At 68.9% G+C, this 18,536-nt stretch carries 22 protein-coding genes; all 22 read right to left on the bottom strand.

The window, feature by feature from the left end; all coding sequences use genetic code 11:
• Nucleotides 1-87: 87 nt before the first annotated feature.
• The 22 genes from rplO to AC2DGY_RS14145 all read right to left on the bottom strand — a co-directional run bounded on the left by rplO (nt 88) and on the right by AC2DGY_RS14145 (nt 18,508).
• Complete coding sequence (rplO, locus tag AC2DGY_RS14250) at nt 88-645, bottom strand: 50S ribosomal protein L15 (protein WP_484510413.1); 558 nt, start codon at nt 643-645, stop codon at nt 88-90.
• Nucleotides 645-830, bottom strand: a complete 186-nt coding sequence (gene rpmD / locus AC2DGY_RS14245) for a 50S ribosomal protein L30 (protein WP_135063347.1) — start codon at nt 828-830, stop codon at nt 645-647. The genes rplO and rpmD overlap by 1 nt, the downstream gene beginning before the upstream one ends.
• The gene (gene rpsE, locus AC2DGY_RS14240) at nt 830-1,534 is read right to left on the bottom strand and encodes a 30S ribosomal protein S5 (RefSeq protein ID WP_484510412.1); all 705 of its coding nucleotides are present in this window, start codon (nt 1,532-1,534) and stop codon (nt 830-832) included. Before rpsE ends, rpmD begins: the two co-directional genes overlap by 1 nt.
• Nucleotides 1,531-1,890 carry a 50S ribosomal protein L18 gene (rplR, locus tag AC2DGY_RS14235; RefSeq protein WP_484510411.1) on the bottom strand — a complete coding sequence of 120 codons (360 nt, stop codon included), beginning with the start codon at nt 1,888-1,890 and terminating at the stop codon, nt 1,531-1,533. The genes rpsE and rplR overlap by 4 nt, the downstream gene beginning before the upstream one ends.
• Before the next feature lie 2 nt (nt 1,891-1,892).
• A complete protein-coding gene (gene rplF / locus AC2DGY_RS14230; protein ID WP_484510410.1) occupies nt 1,893-2,429 on the bottom strand; it encodes a 50S ribosomal protein L6 in 537 nt (178 codons plus the stop codon).
• Nucleotides 2,430-2,435: 6 nt separating this feature from the next.
• Nucleotides 2,436-2,834 (bottom strand): 30S ribosomal protein S8, encoded by a 399-nt coding sequence (gene rpsH / locus AC2DGY_RS14225; protein ID WP_484510409.1) that lies wholly within the window; start codon nt 2,832-2,834, stop codon nt 2,436-2,438.
• 112 nt (nt 2,835-2,946) lie between these two features.
• A complete protein-coding gene (gene rplE / locus AC2DGY_RS14220) occupies nt 2,947-3,534 on the bottom strand; it encodes a 50S ribosomal protein L5 (protein ID WP_484510408.1) in 588 nt (195 codons plus the stop codon).
• Nucleotides 3,535-3,536: 2 nt separating this feature from the next.
• Nucleotides 3,537-3,896 carry a 50S ribosomal protein L24 gene (rplX, locus tag AC2DGY_RS14215; RefSeq protein ID WP_484510407.1) on the bottom strand — a complete coding sequence of 120 codons (360 nt, stop codon included), beginning with the start codon at nt 3,894-3,896 and terminating at the stop codon, nt 3,537-3,539.
• A 2-nt stretch (nt 3,897-3,898) separates the two neighbouring features.
• On the bottom strand, nt 3,899-4,267 hold the full coding sequence (gene rplN / locus AC2DGY_RS14210) for a 50S ribosomal protein L14 (RefSeq protein WP_484510406.1): 369 nt from the start codon (nt 4,265-4,267) through the stop codon (nt 3,899-3,901).
• A gap of 4 nt (nt 4,268-4,271) precedes the next feature.
• Complete coding sequence (rpsQ, locus tag AC2DGY_RS14205) at nt 4,272-4,607, bottom strand: 30S ribosomal protein S17 (RefSeq protein ID WP_484510405.1); 336 nt, start codon at nt 4,605-4,607, stop codon at nt 4,272-4,274.
• Nucleotides 4,607-4,921, bottom strand: a complete 315-nt coding sequence (rpmC, locus tag AC2DGY_RS14200; RefSeq protein ID WP_484510404.1) for a 50S ribosomal protein L29 — start codon at nt 4,919-4,921, stop codon at nt 4,607-4,609. Before rpmC ends, rpsQ begins: the two co-directional genes overlap by 1 nt.
• The gene (gene rplP, locus AC2DGY_RS14195) at nt 4,921-5,340 is read right to left on the bottom strand and encodes a 50S ribosomal protein L16 (protein ID WP_484510403.1); all 420 of its coding nucleotides are present in this window, start codon (nt 5,338-5,340) and stop codon (nt 4,921-4,923) included. The genes rpmC and rplP overlap by 1 nt, the downstream gene beginning before the upstream one ends.
• Nucleotides 5,340-6,101: a 30S ribosomal protein S3 gene (rpsC, locus tag AC2DGY_RS14190; RefSeq protein WP_484510402.1), complete on the bottom strand. Its 762-nt coding sequence runs from the start codon at nt 6,099-6,101 to the stop codon at nt 5,340-5,342. Before rpsC ends, rplP begins: the two co-directional genes overlap by 1 nt.
• Complete coding sequence (gene rplV, locus AC2DGY_RS14185; RefSeq protein WP_484510401.1) at nt 6,101-6,508, bottom strand: 50S ribosomal protein L22; 408 nt, start codon at nt 6,506-6,508, stop codon at nt 6,101-6,103. Before rplV ends, rpsC begins: the two co-directional genes overlap by 1 nt.
• 25 nt (nt 6,509-6,533) lie before the next feature.
• Nucleotides 6,534-6,815 (bottom strand): 30S ribosomal protein S19, encoded by a 282-nt coding sequence (rpsS, locus tag AC2DGY_RS14180; protein WP_147911206.1) that lies wholly within the window; start codon nt 6,813-6,815, stop codon nt 6,534-6,536.
• Between the two features lie 13 nt (nt 6,816-6,828).
• A complete protein-coding gene (gene rplB, locus AC2DGY_RS14175; protein WP_484510400.1) occupies nt 6,829-7,668 on the bottom strand; it encodes a 50S ribosomal protein L2 in 840 nt (279 codons plus the stop codon).
• Between the two features lie 25 nt (nt 7,669-7,693).
• Complete coding sequence (gene rplW / locus AC2DGY_RS14170; RefSeq protein WP_484510399.1) at nt 7,694-7,999, bottom strand: 50S ribosomal protein L23; 306 nt, start codon at nt 7,997-7,999, stop codon at nt 7,694-7,696.
• Nucleotides 7,996-8,661, bottom strand: coding sequence for a 50S ribosomal protein L4 (gene rplD / locus AC2DGY_RS14165; protein ID WP_484510398.1), 666 nt, complete (start codon nt 8,659-8,661; stop codon nt 7,996-7,998). Before rplD ends, rplW begins: the two co-directional genes overlap by 4 nt.
• Before the next feature lie 5 nt (nt 8,662-8,666).
• Nucleotides 8,667-9,341, bottom strand: a complete 675-nt coding sequence (gene rplC, locus AC2DGY_RS14160; protein WP_484510397.1) for a 50S ribosomal protein L3 — start codon at nt 9,339-9,341, stop codon at nt 8,667-8,669.
• A gap of 8 nt (nt 9,342-9,349) precedes the next feature.
• Nucleotides 9,350-9,658, bottom strand: a complete 309-nt coding sequence (rpsJ, locus tag AC2DGY_RS14155; RefSeq protein WP_045246810.1) for a 30S ribosomal protein S10 — start codon at nt 9,656-9,658, stop codon at nt 9,350-9,352.
• Between the two features lie 377 nt (nt 9,659-10,035).
• Nucleotides 10,036-17,205, bottom strand: coding sequence for a hypothetical protein (locus AC2DGY_RS14150; protein ID WP_484510396.1), 7,170 nt, complete (start codon nt 17,203-17,205; stop codon nt 10,036-10,038).
• A gap of 658 nt (nt 17,206-17,863) precedes the next feature.
• The gene (locus AC2DGY_RS14145; RefSeq protein ID WP_484510395.1) at nt 17,864-18,508 is read right to left on the bottom strand and encodes a MerR family transcriptional regulator; all 645 of its coding nucleotides are present in this window, start codon (nt 18,506-18,508) and stop codon (nt 17,864-17,866) included.
• Nucleotides 18,509-18,536 lie beyond the last annotated feature (28 nt).

Below are 18,536 nucleotides of genomic sequence, written 5' to 3'. Positions count from 1 at the left end.
GTTCCGGCGCGCAGAGGCGCACAGACAACCAGGGTAACCCAGAGGGCCGGAGCTAGCGCGCTCCGGCCCTCTGAGATGCAGGCGAGGTCAGTTGACCGAGCCGCCCGCCGCGACGATCTTCTGCTCGGCAGAACCCGAGACCTTGTCGACCGTCACGTTCAGCTTCACCGAGATGTCGCCGGTGCCGAGCACCTTGACCTTCTCGTTCTTGCGCACGGCGCCCTTGGCGACCAGGTCGCTCACGGTCACGTCGCCACCGGAGGGGTACAGATCCGCGAGCTTGTCCAGGTTCACGACCTGGTACTCGACGCGGAACGGGTTCTTGAACCCGCGCAGCTTCGGCGTCCGCATGTGCAGCGGCATCTGGCCACCCTCGAAGCCGATGCGCACCGAGTAGCGGGCCTTGGTGCCCTTGGTGCCACGGCCCGCGGTCTTACCCTTGGAGCCCTCACCGCGACCGACACGGGTCTTGGCGGTGTGGGCGCCGGGGACCGGACGCAGGTGGTGCACCTTCAGCACACCCGGACGCGTCGCCGGAGCGGCGGCCTGGGCGGCGGCGGGCTTGGTCGCCCTGGCGGCCGCGGGCTTGCGCGCGGGCGCCTTCTTGGCGGGCTTGTCGGCAGCGACGTTGTCGTTGTCAGCCATCAGTCGATCTCCTCAACCTTCACGAGGTGGGCGACGGTCTTGACGTAGCCGCGCGTCTGCGCGTCGTCGGGACGGACGACGGCGTCGCCGATCCGCTTGAGACCGAGGCTGCGCAGCGTGTCACGCTGGTTCTGCTTCTCGCTCACCTTGGACTTGATCTGGGTCACCTTGAGTCGGCTCGCCATCAGACACCTGCCTTCGCCGCAGCGGCGGCCTTGGCCTCGTTGCGGATGATGATGCCGGGGACGACCGCGTCGTACTCCAGGCCACGGCGGGCGGCCACGGCGCGGGGCTCTTCGAGCTGCTTCAGCGCGGCGACGGTCGCGTGCACGATGTTGATCGTGTTCGACGAGCCGAGCGACTTCGACAGGATGTCGTGGATGCCGGCGCACTCCAGCACCGCACGCACCGGACCACCGGCGATGACACCGGTACCGGCAGCGGCGGGACGAAGCAGCACGACACCGGCGGCGGCCTCACCCTGCACGGGGTGCGGGATGGTCGAGCCGACGCGCGGCACGCGGAAGAAGTTGCGCTTGGCCTCTTCGACGCCCTTCGAGATCGCCAGGGGCACCTCGCGGGCCTTGCCGTATCCGACGCCGACGACGCCGTTTCCGTCGCCCACGACCACGAGGGCCGTGAAGCTGAACCGGCGGCCGCCCTTGACGACCTTCGACACGCGGTTGATCGTCACGACGCGCTCGAGGAACTGGCTCTCGTTGCGGTCGCGCGATCCGCGGTCACCGCGGTTCGGGTTGCGCTCGCGCCCGCCGCGGCGGGCCTCACGAGGCTCGCGGCTGGCGTCGGCCGTGCCGGCGGTGGCCGTCTCGGCCGTGGCCGGTGCGGCCTGGGACGCATCGGTCACTTCGGTCTCCTTGTTGTCACTCACAGGTTCAGCCCTCCTTCGCGGGCGCCTTCGGCGATCGCGGCGACGCGACCGGCGTACCGGTTACCACCGCGGTCGAAGACCACGTCGGTGACCCCGGCGGCCTTTGCACGCTCGGCGACGAGTTCGCCGACCTTGCGCGCCTTGGCGGTCTTGTCCCCATCGAGCGCCCGGAGGTCGGTCTCGAGGGTGGATGCGGAGGCCACGGTGTGACCCTTGCTGTCGTCCACCAGCTGGACGAAGACGTGGCGCGCCGAGCGGGTCACGACGAGGCGAGGACGAGCCTCGCTGCCCACGACCTTCTTGCGAAGGCGCGTGTGACGACGGCTACGGGCGTCAGACTTTGACTTGAGAGCCATGGCTACTTACCACTCTTTCCGGCCTTGCGACGGACGACCTCGCCCGCGTAACGCACACCCTTGCCCTTGTAGGGCTCGGGCTTGCGGATCTTGCGGATGTTGGCTGCGGCCTCGCCGACGGCCTGCTTGTCGATGCCGGTCACGGTCACGCGGTTGTTGCCCTCGACCGTGAACGTGATGCCGGCGGGCGGCTCCACGAGCACGGGGTGGGAGAAACCGAGCGCGAACTCGATCAAGCTGCCCCGCTGGGCGACACGGTAACCCGTGCCGACGACCTCGAGGCCCTTGGTGTAGCCCTGGGTGACACCGATGATGTTGTTGTTGATGAGCGTGCGGGTCAGGCCGTGAAGCGACCGCGACTCGCGCTCGTCGTCGGGACGGGAGACGAAGACCTGGTTGTCCTCGACCTTGACCTCGATGGGGCGCGCCACGGTGAGCGAAAGCTCGCCCCGGGGGCCCTTGACGGCGACATCCGAGCCGGTCACCGTGACGGTGACGTCGGAGGGGATGTCGATGGGAAGACGTCCGATACGCGACATGTCAGATCACCACACGTAGGCGAGAACTTCCCCGCCCACGCCCTTCTGCTCGGCCTGGCGGTCTGTGAGCAGACCGGAGGAGGTGGACAGGATGGCGACGCCGAGGCCACCGAGGACGGTGGGGATCTCGGTCGAACGTGCGTACACGCGCAGACCGGGCTTGGACACGCGCTTGATGCCGGCGATCGACCGCTCGCGGTTCGGGCCGTACTTCAGCTGCAGCGTGAGCGTCTGGCCGACGCGGGCGTCCTCGACGGTCCACCCGGCGATGTAGCCCTCCTGCTGGAGGATGTCGGCGATGTGGGTCTTGAGCTTGGAGCTCGGCAGCGACACGGAGTCGTGGTGCGCCGAGTTCGCGTTGCGCAGACGGGTCAGCATGTCTGCGACCGGGTCTGTCATCGTCATGGGTTGCTTCTTTCGATCATGAGGTTTCGGCTGCCGTTACGCGGCAGACGACCTTCCATGGATGCCTCGTCCCTCCGACAGGCTCGGGGACGGGGCTTGGATTGTGGAGTTGTCAGGCCTGCTCGGCGGAACGGAAGGGGAAGCCCAGCTGACGCAGCAGCGAGCGGCCCTCTTCATCGGTCTTCGCCGTGGTGACGATGGTGATGTCGAAACCGCGGACCCGGTCGATCCGGTCCTGGTCGATCTCGTGGAACACGGCCTGCTCCTGGAGTCCGAACGTGTAGTTGCCGGTGCCGTCGAACTGACGGTCCGACAGGCCACGGAAGTCGCGGATGCGGGGAAGCGCGAGGTTCACGAGACGGTCGATGAACTCCCACGCACGGTCACCGCGGAGGGTGACGTGTGCGCCGATGGGCTGGCCCTCGCGCAGCTTGAACTGCGCGATGGACTTGCGGGCCTTCGTGACGAGCGGCTTCTGGCCGGTGATCTTGGTGAGGTCGTCGACCGCACCATCGATCACCTTGCTGTCACGAGCAGCCTCGCCGACGCCGGTGTTCACCACGACCTTGACCAGGCCGGGGATCTGCATGACGTTGGTGTACCCGAACTCTTCCCGCAGTTTCTGCTGGATCTCGTTCCGGTACTTCTGCTTCAGGCGGGGCTGGATCTTGCCAGCCTCCGCGGCAGTCGCGGTGCTCATATTCAGAGGTCCTTGCCTGACTTCTTCGCGAAGCGCACGCGAACCGTGCGCTTGACGCCGTCCTTGACCTGCTCCTCGACCCGGTGGCCGACGCGGGTCGGCTTCTTGGTCTCGGGGTCGACCAGGGCGACGTTGGAGATGTGGATGGGGGCTTCGAAGGTTTCGATGCCGCCCGTCTTGGTTCCGCGCTGGGTCTGACCCACGCGGTTGTGCTTGGTGACGTAGTTCACGCCTTCGACGATCACGCGGTTCTGCTCGACGAGGACCTCGAGGACCTTGCCCTGCTTACCGCGATCTCCGCCGCGCTCGGGCTTGGGGCCCGAGATGACCTGAACCAGGTCGCCCTTCTTGATCTTCGCCATGATCAAATGACCTCCGGGGCGAGCGAGACGATCTTCATGAACTTCTTGTCGCGAAGTTCACGACCGACCGGCCCGAAGATGCGGGTGCCACGCGGCTCCCCGTCGCTCTTCAGGATCACGGCGGCGTTCTCGTCGAACTTGATGTATGAGCCGTCGGGACGGCGGGTCTGCTTCACGACGCGAACGACGACTGCCTTGACGACATCGCCCTTCTTGACGTTGCCGCCGGGAATCGCGTCCTTGACCGTGGCGACGATGACGTCGCCCAGGCCCGCGTACCGACGGTTGGAGCCACCGAGCACACGGATGGTGAGCAGCTCCTTGGCGCCGGTGTTGTCGGCGACCTTGATTCGGGATTCGTTCTGAATCATGCGATCACTTGGCCTTCTCGAGAATCTCGACCAGGCGCCAGCGCTTGGTGGCGCTGAGCGGACGGGTCTCGTTGATCAGGACGAGGTCGCCGATGCCGGCCGAGTTCGCCTCATCGTGCGCCTTCACCTTGGAGGTGCGGCGGATGACCTTGCCGTAGAGCGGGTGCTTCACGCGGTCCTCGACCTCGACGACGATCGTCTTGTCCATCTTGTCGCTCACGACGTAGCCGCGGCGGGACTTGCGGTACCCGCGGGCGTCGGCGTCGCGCACGTCGTGCGCGGAGCTCTCGTGCCCGGCTGCCTCGGGGGCGACCTCAGCGGTCTTCTTGGTGGTGGCCATCACTCAGCCTCTTCCTTCACGGCCTCGTCAGCGGTATCCGCCTTCTTGGCCCTCGTGGACTTCTTCGCCTTCGGGGCAGCAACCGGCGCCGGCGTGGCCCGGATCCCGAGCTCGCGCTCGCGGATCACGGTGTACAGCCGCGCGATGTCGCGCTTGACCGCACGGATGCGGCCGTGGCTCTCGAGCTGGCCGGTGGCCGACTGGAAGCGCAGGTTGAACAGCTCTTCCTTGGCCTTGCGGAGCTCCTCCACGAGACGGGAGTCTTCGAACGTGTCGAGCTCGCTGGGTGCGAGCGTCTTGGTGCCGATCGCCATTACGCGTCGCCCTCCTCGCGCTTGATGATGCGTGCCTTCAGAGGCAGCTTGTGAATGGCACGGGTCAGCGCCTCACGAGCAAGTTCCTCGCTGACGCCCGCGACCTCGAAGAGGACACGGCCCGGCTTGACGTTGGCGACCCACCACTCCGGCGAACCCTTACCGGAACCCATGCGGGTTTCGGCAGGCTTCTTGGTGAGCGGCCGGTCGGGGTAGATGTTGATCCACACCTTGCCGCCACGCTTGATGTGACGGGTCATCGCGATACGAGCGGACTCGATCTGACGGTTCGTCACATACGCGGGCGTGAGCGCCTGGATGCCGAAGTCTCCGAAGGAGACCTGCGTGCCACCGGTGGCCTGCCCGGAGCGACCCGGGTGGTGCTGCTTGCGGTACTTGACCTTGCGGGGGATAAGCATCAGGCAGACGCTCCTTCTGCGACGGGGGCATCGGTGCGGGGGCTACGGCGACGGTCTCCACCACGGTCGTCACGACCGCGGGGGGCCTTCGGGGCGTTGGCCTGCTCGCGCGCGAGCTCCTTGTTGGTGAGATCGCCCTTGTAGATCCAGACCTTCACGCCGATGCGACCGAAGGTGGTCTTCGCCTCGTAGAAGCCGTAGTCGATGTTCGCGCGAAGGGTGTGCAGCGGCACGCGACCCTCGCGGTAGAACTCCGACCGGCTCATCTCGGCGCCGCCGAGGCGGCCGGAGACCTGGATGCGGACACCCTTGGCACCAGCGCGCTGGGCGCCCTGCAGACCCTTTCGCATCGCGCGGCGGAAGGCCACGCGGGCGGAGAGCTGCTCGGCGATACCCTGAGCGACCAGCTGAGCGTCGGCCTCGGGGTTCTTGACCTCGAGGATGTTCAGCTGGATCTGCTTGCCGGTGAGCTTCTCGAGGTCGGAGCGGATGCGCTCGGCCTCGGCGCCGCGGCGGCCGATCACGATGCCCGGGCGGGCGGTGTGGATGTCGACGCGGACGCGGTCACGCGTGCGCTCGATCTCGATGTTGCTCACACCGGCACGGTCGAGCTGCGTCTTCAGCAACTGACGGATCTTGATGTCCTCGGCAACGTAGTCGGCGTAGCGCTGTCCCGGCTTCGTCGAATCCGAGAACCAACGGGACACGTGGTCCGTGGTGATACCGAGGCGGAAGCCGTACGGGTTGACTTTCTGGCCCATTACTTGCTCGCCTTCTTTGTGGTGCCGGCGTCGGCGCCTGTCGATGCGTCCGCGACCTCCGGCGTCGAGAGCACGACCGTGATGTGGCTCGTGCGCTTCTTGATCTGGAACGCACGACCCTGCGCGCGGGGCTGGAAACGCTTGAGCGTCGTGCCCTCGTCGACGTACGCGTTGGACACGTACAGGTCGGCGTCATCCAGGAACTCGTTGGTCTTGTCGGCCGTGACTCGCGCGTTGGCCATAGCCGACGCGACGAGCTTGTAGATCGGCTCGCTGGCGCCCTGCGGCGCGAACTTCAGGATGGCCAAGGCCTCCTGAGCCTGCTTGCCCTTGATGAGCGCGACGACACGACGAGCCTTCTGAGGGGTCACGCGGATGTGTCGCACGCGTGCGATGGACTCCACCATTTCTCTCTCCTCTTACGCCTCCGCGTCAGCGGCGGCGGCCCTTCTTGTCGTCCTTCACATGGCCGCGGAAGGTGCGGGTGGGCGCGAATTCGCCGAGCTTGTGGCCGACCATGGTCTCGGTCACGAACACGGGGATGTGCTTGCGACCGTCGTGGACGGCGATCGTGTGGCCCAGCATCGCCGGGATGATCATCGATCGGCGAGACCAGGTCTTGATGACGTTCTTGGTACCGGCTTCGTTCTGCGACACGACCTTGCGAAGCAGGTGCTCGTCGACGAAGGGGCCCTTCTTGAGACTGCGTGGCATCTTCTGTTCCTACCTACTTGCGCTTCTTGCTGGCGGTGCGACGGCGGACGATGAGCTTGTCGCTTTCCTTGTTGGCGTGGCGGGTGCGGCCCTCAGGCTGACCCCACGGCGTCACCGGGTGACGCCCACCGGAGGTCTTACCCTCACCACCACCGTGCGGGTGGTCGACCGGGTTCATCGCGACACCACGGACGGTCGGGCGCACGCCTTTCCAGCGCTTGCGGCCGGCCTTGCCCCAGTTGATGTTCGACTGCTCGGCGTTGCCGACCTCGCCGATGGTGGCGCGGCAGCGCGAGTCGACGTTGCGGATCTCGCCGGAGGGCAGACGCAGCTGCGCGTACGGGCCGTCCTTGGCGACCAGACGCACCGAAGCGCCGGCCGACCGGGCCATCTTCGCGCCGCCGCCGGGGCGGAGCTCGATGGCGTGGATGACGGTACCGGTGGGGATGTTGCGCAGCGGCAGGTTGTTGCCCGGCTTGATGTCGGCGCCGGCACCGGACTCGACGACATCGCCCTGCTTCAGCTTGTTCGGCGCGAGGATGTAGCGCTTCTCGCCGTCCACGTAGTGCAGGAGCGCGATGCGCGCGGTGCGGTTGGGGTCGTACTCGATGTGCGCGACCTTGGCGTCGACGCCGTCCTTGTCGTTACGACGGAAGTCGATCAGACGGTACTGACGCTTGTGACCACCACCGATGTGACGCGTCGTGATGCGACCCTGGTTGTTGCGACCACCGGTCTTGGACAGCGGGCGGAGGAGAGACTTCTCAGGCGTCGATCGGGTGATCTCAGCGAAGTCCGCCACCGACGAGCCGCGGCGACCGGGGGTCGTGGGCTTGTACTTGCGAATAGCCATAGTTGGTGTCCTTCTGTCCCGACCGTCAGCCGACAGCCGTGAAGATGTCGATGGTGCCCGACTTCAGCGTGACGATGGCGCGCTTGGTGTCCTTGCGCTTTCCCGTCCCGAAGCGGGTGCGGCGTGTCTTACCGGCCCGGTTGAGCGTGTTCACCGAGGCGACCTTGACACCGAAGATCTTCTCGATCGCCAGCTTGATCTCGGTCTTGGTGGCGCGGGTGTCCACGTAGAACGTGTACTTGCCCTCGTCGATGAGCCCGTAGCTCTTCTCGGAGACGACCGGCCGCAGGATCACGTCGCGCGGGTCCTTGTTGACGGCGATGTTGCTCATGCCGAGACCTCCTCGGTGGTGCCGCCCTTGGACGCGACGAACGCGTCGTAGGCGGCCTTGGTGAAGACGATGTCGTCGGAGACGAGCACGTCGTAGGCGTTCAACTGGTCGAAGCTGAGCACGTGGACGTACGCGAGGTTGCGCACGCTCTTGATGGTCAGTTCGTCACCGCGCTCGATCACGACGAGCACCCTCTTCTGCGCCGGGGCGAGCGTGGAGAGCACGGCGGCTGCAGCCTTCGTGGACGGTGCGCCCTCGATGGCGAACGAGTCCACGACGTGGAGACGGTCACCGCGGGCACGGTCGCTCAGTGCACCCAGAAGCGCAGCGGCGATCATCTTCTTGGGGGTGCGCTGGCCGTAGTCGCGGGGCTTCGGGCCGTGCACGATGCCACCACCGGTCATCTGGGGCGCCCGGATGGAGCCCTGACGGGCGTTACCGGTGCCCTTCTGCTTGAAGGGCTTGCGGCCGGCGCCGGAGACCTCGCCACGACGCTTGGTCGAGTGCGTGCCCTGGCGAGCCGCCGCGCGCTGCGCGACGACGACCTGGTGGATGAGCGGAATGTTCGTCTTGACGTCGAACAGAGCGGCGGGCAGCTCCACGGAGCCGGCCTTCTTGCCGTCTGCCTTCACGACGTCGAGCGCGAGAGTCGAGTCAGCCATCGTAATCAGGCACCCTTCACTGCGTTGCGGACGTAGACGATGCGGCCGCGTGCGCCGGGGACGGCGCCCTTGACGAGCAGCAGACCCTTCTCGGCGTCGACGGCGTGCACCGTGAGGTTGAGGACGGTCACGCGCTCGCCACCCATACGGCCGGCCATGCGCATGCCCTTGAACACGCGGCTCGGGGTCGACGAGGCGCCGATCGAACCGGGCTTGCGGTGGTTGCGGTGCGAACCGTGCGAGGCGGAGACACCCTTGAAGTTGTGACGCTTCATGACACCCGCCGTGCCCTTGCCCTTGCTGGTGCCGACGACGTCGACCAGCTGGCCGGCCTCGAAGAGACCGTCCGCGGTGAGCTCCTGACCGAGTGAGTAGTCAGCGGCATCCGCGGTGCGGATCTCGGTGAGGTGGCGACGGGGAGTCACGCCGGCCGCCTCGAAGTGGGCGGTGAGCGGCTTGTTCACCTTGCGGGGGTCGATCTGCCCGTAGGCGATCTGAACGGCGTTGTAGCCGTCCTTCTCCGGCGTGCGCACCTGGGTGACCACGTTCGGAGCGACCTCGATGACGGTGACGGGAACGAGCTTGCCGTTCGCGTCCCAGACCTGGGTCATGCCGAGCTTCGTGCCCAGCAGTCCCTTGGAAACCTTGGAGTTGACCTGTTCTGAATGTGACTGTGCCATGTCGGACCTCAGAGCTTGATCTCGATGTTGACGTCAGCCGGGAGGTCGAGACGCATCAGCGAGTCGACGGCCTTGGGCGTCGGGTCGATGATGTCGATGAGGCGCTTGTGGGTGCGCATCTCGAAGTGCTCGCGGCTGTCCTTGTACTTGTGCGGCGACCGGATGACGACGACGACGTTCTTCTCGGTCGGCAGCGGCACCGGTCCGACAACGGTCGCGCCGGCTCGGGTCACGGTGTCGACGATCTTGCGCGCGGACGAGTCCAGTCCGGCGTGATCGTACGACTTCAGGCGAATGCGGATCTTCTGTCCCGCCATTGTCTGCTCACTCTCTTTCTCGCGTCATACCGCTGTGCTCATTCGGAACACGGGCATTGGACGCACGGTGGCGCTTGCGCGCCGGGCACTTCGCCGCCCTCTCGGGCGATGCTGCACCGCTGTTCAGGTGTCAAACCGCACGCTTTCGCATCCGGCCCGACCCACCCGCGCGCGGACGCACGTCTCCGTGAGGAGGAGGGGGTCGGTGTGATGTTCTGCTGCCCGCGGCCTAGGTCGTACGCTTGCGCGCTGCCTATGCACTGCCCTGGCAGTGATCCGGACTTGCACGAAGCAAGTCGGAATGTGGAACTGAACTAGTCTACGTGCAGCCCGGGCGTGTCGCAAACCCGGGCGTGTCGCGACCCGCCCCGCAGGCCTCAGGGCGTCGGCGCACCCGCCTCCCGGCGTCGATCCCGTACGAGGAGCCCCGCCGCTCCCCCGCCCAGGGCCAGCAGAGCGAACAGGACGAGTGCGAGCAGGGGCGAGCCGCCGGTGGCCGGCAGCGTCAACACGCGCACGACCGCGTCGTCGCTGTCCGTGCCGCGATCGCCCGGGTCTCCGAAGGTCTGGTGTTCCACGACGGCGACGTTGCGGATGGTGGTCGAGCCGGCGCCGGGATCGACGGTGGCCTCGAGCGTGATGGTCGGGGCGCTGGAGGCGCCGAGCCCCGCTCCGGCCGGATGCAGCGGCCCGAGCAGCTCACAGCGCAGCGTTCCGCCGTATCCGGTGCTGCTCTGGCCCGTCACGGCGCACGTGCGCCAGTTCGGGAACACGTCGGGGTCGCCCTGCCCCGGCCACGACACGCCGGTGATGCGGATCTCCGACGGGATCTCGTCGGTGACGACGACCCCCTCTGCCGCGGAGTGGTCGCTGACGTTGGCCGTCTCCAGCTGGTAGGAGAACTCCCCCCCGGGCGCCACGCGTTCGACGGCGGTGGTCTTCTCGATCCGCACCTCCGAGTGGCGGGCGGCCGCGCAGTCTCCGCCTGCGGGCATCTCGGCGATCTGGAAGGTCTGGCTCGGGTTGACGGTGAGGGTCAGGGTGGTGGGGCCGCGCCAGGCGAAGTCGGCCTCGCTGGGATCGACGATGAGTCCGTTGACAACCAGTTCCGCCTGCTGCTCCGGCGTCATGACGGTCGTGGTGCCGGGGAGGTAGTAGCCGCCACCGGGCGCGTAGTCCGACGCGCGGAGCGGGCGCAGACCGGCGTTGTCGATCCCGATGCCGGCGGGCGTGGAGGTCGCTCCCACCCACGGGAACTCGTCCGTGTGGACCGTCGACCCCCCGGGGTAGGACCGCTCGACAGCGGCCGGATCGGTCGCCGTGCTCGCGCCATCCGGCGTCCACGACAGCTCGACCGGCTCGGCCACGAGGTTCTGGGTCTTGACCAGCGTGAAGCCGATGCTGGGGACGTCCGACACGCAGCGCGTGAAGACGGCTGCGGCGATGTCGCGAGTCCCTACTGTGACATCGCCGCAGTCGTTGGAGGGGTCGCTGTCGCCCACGGCGGTCACACATGCCTCGTTGGTCAGCGTGCTGTCGGGCAGCTCGGGGGTGGGCGCGGGGTCGTCGGGGCCGAGGGCGACCACGTCGGGGGCAGGCAGCGCGTCCACCGTCACCGAGAGCCGGATCTGCACGCTCGCACCCACCGCCAGCCGCGCCGCGCTCAGTGCCACGCCGTTGTCCTCGTCCACGAGCGCGGGCGCGTTGTCGTTCGACCATCCTGGAGCCGCGGAGAGGTCGATCGCGGTCACGGTCAGGCGACTCGGAACGGGGTCGGCGACCCTCACGTCCGTCGCATCCAGGGTGCCGTTGTTCGTCACCGTGAGCACGTAGTCGAACGTGGCGCCGGCTTCCAGCGGTCCTTCCACGCCGTCGGTGGTCTTGACGATCCCGACGTCGTCGAAGGGCACGAGCTCGCACGCGTCGTCGTCGGCGCGGTACCCGCCCGACACGACGGTCGCGGTGTTGGCGATGGGGACGCCCGGCGCCTCGATGTCGTCGCACTGCACCGGCTCGCCGGTCGGCGTCGCCGTGATGCGCACCTGCGCGGTGATGGTGAACAGGTGCTCCCGCACTCCGTCGACGGCGGGGTCGAAGGCGCCCGTCACGATCGTCCAGGTGCCGGTGCCGTCCCACGAGGGCTGGTCCGGTGCCGGCGTGTCGGTCGTGCCCGCCTCCGCGGTCCATTCGCCGGCCAGCTCGACGCCCTCAGGCAGGTCGGGGACGTCGGTGAGGACGTACCCGAGGGGCGGAAGGGGGTCGGCGGCGTCGGGATAGCGCACGGCGATGTCGTAGACCACCGACCACAGCCCGGTGTCGGGGTCGAGCACCGCCTCGCCCACGGCGGTCTTCTCCACCTCCGGGAACACCGGCTCGGAGCACGCGCGCACGTCGGTCTCCACGGTCGCCGAGGTCAGCTGCGCGGTGTTGAGGAACCCGCCCGCCCCGTCGGGCAGGCACGCGGTGGTGCCACCCTCCACCGCGGCGGCGGTGACGGCGGCCACCACGCGCACGGTGTAGGTGTGCGTGACCCCGGCGGCGATCGCCTTGTCCGACGCGAGCACGGCCGGGTCGGGCGAGAACGTGAAGTCCCCGGAGGACTCACCCGACCAGGAGGCGCTGCGGATGTCGATGTCTCCGCCGAACTGGAGCGTGTCGGTGAGGTCGTACGCCGCCGACAGCCCCCTCGGGTTGTCTTCGCCGAGCGGGGGCAGGGTCACCTCGAGGTCGTACTCGATGGTCCAGAGGCCCGTCTGCGGGTCCTGCTCGGTGGTCGTCACCGTCTTCGCCACGGCCGGGTACACCCGCTCGTCGACGGGGATGCAGTCGGTGGCGTCGATCGGGATGTCGCCGACCTGCAGCAGGGCGGCGTTGAAGAACCCGCTGCCGGCCTCGCCGGTGCAGGCGGCGTCATCCTCGCTGTAGGCATCGGTGAGCTCGACCTGCCACGTCACGCGGTACACGTGGGTCGCGCCGGCGGCCAGCGGGACGCCGGTGACGAAGTCCACGCCGCGCGTCACGGGCAGGAGCGGCTGGACCTCCGTGTCGGTGCGCTGGGCCGTCCCGGCGCCGAGAGCGACGCCTTCCGGGAAGGACGGGCTGTCCGCGAGCGAGTAGAAGGTGTCGTAGCCGCCCGAGGTGACGGTGAGGTCGTACGTGACCGTCCATCGCGTGGGTGCGTCGGGGTCCTGGGTCACCGCGACGCCGACCTTCTCGATCGTCGGCAGGGCGGGCTCGGAGCAGTCGGAGGCCGGAACCTCCTCGCCGGCGACGGTGACCGTCGCGGTGTTCAGGAATCCGCCGGCCGCCGTATCCTCGCACGCGAGGTCGCCACCCTCCCACGCGGCCGCGTCGATGCCGGCCCGCGCCACGACGGTGTACGTCTCCGTGGTGCCCGGCGCCAGTGCGCGGTCCGTCGCGAGCGTGGCCGTGCCGTCGGCGGCGAAGTCGCCGGTGCCCGTGGGGCCCGTCCACGTGGCCCCCTCGACCGTGATGTCGCCGCCGAACTGCAGCGCGTCGTCGAGGCTGTAGACCGCCGCGAGCGTATCCGAGGCGTTCGCCACCGCGATGTCGTACGTGATCTGCCACGTGCCGTCCGCCAGCTGCAGCGTCGAGGTGACCGTCTTGGTGACGTCGGCGTCGGGGCGCTCGATCTGAGCGCAGTCGGAGGAGGAGGGCTCGGCGATTCCGTTCGTGACCGTCGCGGTGTTCCACACGCCGCCGCCCTCGCCGATGACCGGGCCGCAGGTGAGCGCCTCGTCGGCGATGGATGCCGCCACCGTCACGGTGCGCGAGAGCGTGTAGGTGTGCGTCGCACCGGCGGGAAGCGTGCCGGTCGCGAGCGGCCCGTCACCCACCGGGTCGGCACTGCGCACGAACGTGCCACCGCCGACGGCGACGGGATCCGAGGCCGTCCATGTGCCCCCGGTGACGCCGGCGGGCAGTTCCGCGGCAATATCGGTGAGGTCGTAGGCCAGCTCGATCTGGCTGGGGTTGGCCACCGCGACCCGGTAGCTGAGCGTCCACTCCCCCGTGGTGAGGTTCTGCACCGAGGGCTGCGCGATCTTCTCGACGGTCGGAGCGGCCGGGACGGCGCATCCGGTGTCACTCGCCACGCCGCCCGGGTACGTCGCCTCGGCGGTGTTGAAGAATCCGCCTCCGGTCGTCGAGCACTGCAGTGCCGACGCGTCGACCGGGGTGCGGTTCGCCTCCGCCGTGACCACGTACGTGTACTCGTCGGTGCCGCCGGCCTCGAGAGGCACGTCGGTCACATCGGGCGCGCCGTCCCACCCCTGCGTGAGGACGGTGAAGCTGGCGTCGAAGCCGGGCACGTCGGTGAGCGAGTACCTCGTGGGCAGGGTGCTGCTGGTGTTGGTGACGACGACGGGGTAGCGGATGGTCCATACCCCGTCGGCGGACTGCGCCGCCGCGCCGTCGGACTTCTCGATGATCACCGGGACGACGACATCGTCGTTGGTCAGCGTGCAGGTGACGGCGTCGCCGGGCTCCAGGGTCAGCTCCGGAGCGGCCCTCGTCGTGTCGGGATATCCCGTGCAGCTCAGGGTCGTCCAGTCGTATCCGGGCGGGCCAGTCTCCCCGATCGTGTACACAGCGCCGGCGGCCACCGCCCCCGACGTCCCGGTCGCGCCGCTCAGGTTCGGGCCGTCCGGGGTCGTCGCCGTGAGGGTCCACTCCGGCTCCTCCGCGGTGCCGCCGGCGTCGTTGACGACCTCCTTCACCAGGGTGAGGGTGGGGGCGACGTCGTCGTTGACGAAGCGGTACACCGGGTTGCCGAGAGCCGGGACCGTGATCTCCCAGTCTCCGGCGGCGTTCTGCCGCGGGTAGCCGGCCGGATCGGGGTTGGCCTCGACATCCACCCACTCCTCGCCCACGCGCTGCTGCAGACGCGAGAACTCGTACCCCTCCTCGGCGGACTCGGTGAGCGTGTACACGTGGTCGGGGCGCACCTGGATGATGCTGGGGGCGACGATGTCCTCGGATCCCGTCACGGTCGTGGCTGTCAGCCCCTCCCGCGGGGCGGGTGTGGCGGTCAAGTCCCACTCCTCGGCGGGCGTGGAACCACCGTTGTCGTTGACGACGTTCTTCAGGAGCGTCACCTGCGCGTCCTGGTTCACGAAGGTGCACTGCACGCGGTAGCCCAGCGGCACGTTCACGCCGCCGTTGATGCCGTCCGAGTATCCGCTGTCGGGATATCTGTCGCCGTTCTCGTCGACGCGGATGCACGTCGCCGAACCCGTGGACAGGGGGTTGGACTGCAGGTCCGTCCGCTCGTCGACCTGGATGTACCGTGCGTCGCCGCCCGTCTCGAAGAGTTGGTAGCGGGCGTTGGGGGTGACCTCCTGCGACGTCGTCGCCTCCTCGCCCGAGGAGCCGGAGAACCCGGGGAGTCCCTCGGCAACCGGTGCGTCGGGTAGGAAGGACGCGTTGAGGGTCCAGCTGGTCGGATCGGCATCACCGCCGTCCACCTGCTTGGCCAGGGTGAGTCGGCTCTCGCAGGTGACGGTATTCGTGATCGTCGCGGTGTTCTGCGCCTGCGTCAGCTCCACGTCGTACCCGTCGCCGAGCGGGAAGTCCACGGCGGACCCGTTGAGGCTCGTCACGACCGCGTCGTCGGTGCACAGGGTGGAGTCGATCAGGGTGACCTGCTCGGACAGCGTGACGGTGTCGCCCTGCGCGTACCCGGACCGGGTCACGCCCCATCCTTGGCCGCTCGCCTCCGCGTCGCCGGGTCCGGTCAGCTGAAGCTGTGCGGACAGGTTCCCCGGCTGGGCGCCCTCTTCATAGGCGACGCCGTTGACCACCCAGTTCTTCGTCACGGTGATATCGGCCTCCGGGCTGGGCGCACGGTTGTAGACGGTGCAGTTGACCGCCTGCGTGCTGGGCACGGTGACCGTGAAGCCGTCCGTCGGCGAGGCAGTGGGTTGGACCGGATCGCCGGTGTTCAGATTCGTGCACACCGCGTTCTGCGCGTCCACCGGCTGCAGCGTGAATCCGGGCTGCTGCGCCTCGGTGACGGTGACCGAGGCCGCCTCCGTTCCGCCGGGGTACTGCAGCCGGTAGCTGACCGTGCCCGTGCCGTTCGCGGTCGTCGTGAGCACCGGATCGGGCGTCGTGACGCCGGGCGTGCCGATGTCGCTCGTGAACTGCCAGCCGGCGCCGGCGGGCGTCGCCCCCTCGATCGAGCCGGCGGGGGCGGACGCGGGGACGATCTGCTTGGTGACGGTCAGGTCTCCCTCGCAGTTGCCGAGGGCGAGAGTGCGCAGCGCCGTCCCGACTGCGGCGTAATTCGCGGTCTGGTAGTAGTCGGCCGACGTGCCGTTGGAACCGTCGTAGGCGGTGGGGCCCGAGATGGCGCGGAGGTTCAGCGCCGTTGCGGCGCCGCTCGCTCCGTCACCGACGCCGAACGCGACGAGCCGTGTGGGGGATCCGCCGGCCGGGCCCGCCTTCAGCGCGTTGGCGGAGAAGATGCCGTTCTCGGTCTCGCGGAAGCGATTGAAGTTGCCCGGCCCCTGGGAGGGCTGGTTGTAGAAGGTGGGATCGCCGTCGGTGATGACCACGGCGAGGTCGAAGTTGTTCGCCGCCGTGTTCGCCGCGGCCGCCACGCCGAGTCCCCGGTCCCAGTTCGTGCCGCCCACCGCCGTCCAGTTCGCGTAGCGGTTCTTGAAGGCGTCGGCCTGGGTGGAGGTGGCCACGGAGGTCAGGCTGGGGTAATTCGCGGTTGCACCCTGGGCCGGCGACACGGTGGAGAAAGAGAAGAGCGACATGCGGGACGGGGTGCCTTGGAGGGAGTTCACGAAGGTATCCGCGGCGGCCTTCAACTGCCCGGTGCTGGATCCGACCGATCCCGACAGATCGAGGATCAGGGCGACGTCCAGGCCGCAGGAGGCGCCCAGGGGCGGATTGTTGCGCGACTGCTGCCAGATCCCGCCGGACGCCGTGGCCTGCGATCCGGATGACAGCATGAAGTCGCTCGCGTTCTGCGAGCTGTAGACGTTGCCGGCCCGCAACTGGGTACCGGTACGGAATTGGTACGCGGTGGCCGTGCCTCCTCCGGTGCCGGGCCCGGTGCGCAGCGACGGGTTGGCGTAGTACCCCTCCGGCACGCTGGACTGAACCACCCAGTACCGGTCGTCTCGGTTGGCCTGGGGGAAGCCGAACGGCCCCACGCCGGTGTCGGGCACGACGAACGAGCAGTCCCCGGCGGCATCCGACGTGCACTTGGCCCATCCGTCGGCGGTGCCGGCCACCCCGTCCGGGCGCACGCCGTTCGGCCCGGACGCACCGCCCTCGTTCAGCAGGAGCACCACGCCGGCGAGGTTCGTCACCCCGGTGATACCCGTGCGGTCCGACCCCACCTTCACGGTGATGACCGCGGTGGTCGTCCCCGGGGCGGGCACGGCGAGGACCCCGACGTCGGGGACGGCATCGTCGGCCGGACCCGGGGCGGGCGCCTCGTCGGACGGCGCCGCGGTGGGCTCGGCACTCGGCTCCTCCGGCGCGGGGGTCGGCGGGCTGGGGGGCGTCACGGGCTCAGGGGCGGGCGTCGGCGCGGGCGGGGCCGGCGGGGCGGGCGGGGCTGGCGGGGCGGGTTCCTCGGCCGGCTCGGCGGGCGCGGAAGGCGTCTCCGGCGCCGCCGGGGGGCCTTCGGTCGGCGGAACGGCCGCCGTGGAACCGGCCGGGGCGGGCGGCTCGACCGCCGCCAGCGCGGGCGTGCCGGTGAGGACCAGCACCGCCGTCAGCAGGGCCGAGAGGGCGATGGAGAGCGGGCGTCCGCGCTGCGCACGAGCGTCGTTCGTCCTTCTCCGGGCCCGGCGGCGGAGCGAATGGCTCGGGGGCCCGGACGGGCGTGCCTTTGCACCCATGACTACCTCGGCTAACGCCTATCGGGGGGGGGGACTGTGACGAGGCCCCAGACGTCTCCTGGCATGCCGCCTCTTGGGGGCGACGATAGGGGGGGATTTTCCACGCGGTCAAGGTGCGTTCGACCCGTTACACCCGTCCCCCGCCGACTGATCATCCTGGCTGTGGTGAGCGCTGTCGAGGGCCGTGGCCCGCGTATTTTCAGGGATCCGGCCCGCAGCGCGGGCCCATGAGTACGCACCTCGGCGGCGCGCGAAGCGGGCAGAAACAGGTCGAAAGACACGACGAAGGGCCCGGGTCGTTGGTCCCCGTTCCTGGCACGGGTCAGTCGGCCTCGGAGGTGATGGCCGCCGCCAGATTCTGGTGCGCAAGGCGGCGGAGGGCAGCCAGAACGGGCTCCCCCAACGCCGTGCCGAGGACCGCGTACTGGACGGTCGCCCGCGGGTCATCCCGCGGCATTCGCTCGACCTCTGCGCGGGCGATCGCCGCGACGTGCTCACCGTAGATGCGCAGGCTCTCCTCATCGAGCACGATGCCGGCCTCCTGGGCTGCCCGGAGGGCATCGTCCAGCTGTGCGAAGGCCGCCATGTGCTCGGCCGATCTCGCGTACGCCTCCCCGAGGGCCGGCAACGCCGCCCTCGCTCGCGGATAGGACGTCCCCTCCTCCCCCTCGCCGGTCGCGTCGGCGGCGGGCCGGTCGGCCAGAGCGTCGATCGCGCGCCCCAGCGTCGCGTAGAGCGAGCCCTCCGGGTGGTCGATGATGTCGAGGATCCGCTTCGCGCGGTTCAGCGGCAGCCCCGCGACGACGGTGAGCGACCGGATGAGGCGGAGACGCTCGAGGTGCGCTTCGTCGTACTCCGCACGCCGGGCGCTGGTCACACGGCCCGACGGGAGCATGCCCTCCCGGATGTAGAACTTCACCGTCGCCAACGGCACATCAGCTCGGCTGACCAGTTCGGAAATTCGCACCTTGCCTCCTGTAGATATTTATACTATC

The sequence above is a fragment of the Microbacterium sp. Z6_144 genome, assembly GCF_057197625.1.
Note: the sequence above shows the minus strand (reverse complement) of the source record. Positions and strands in the feature narration are given on the sequence as shown.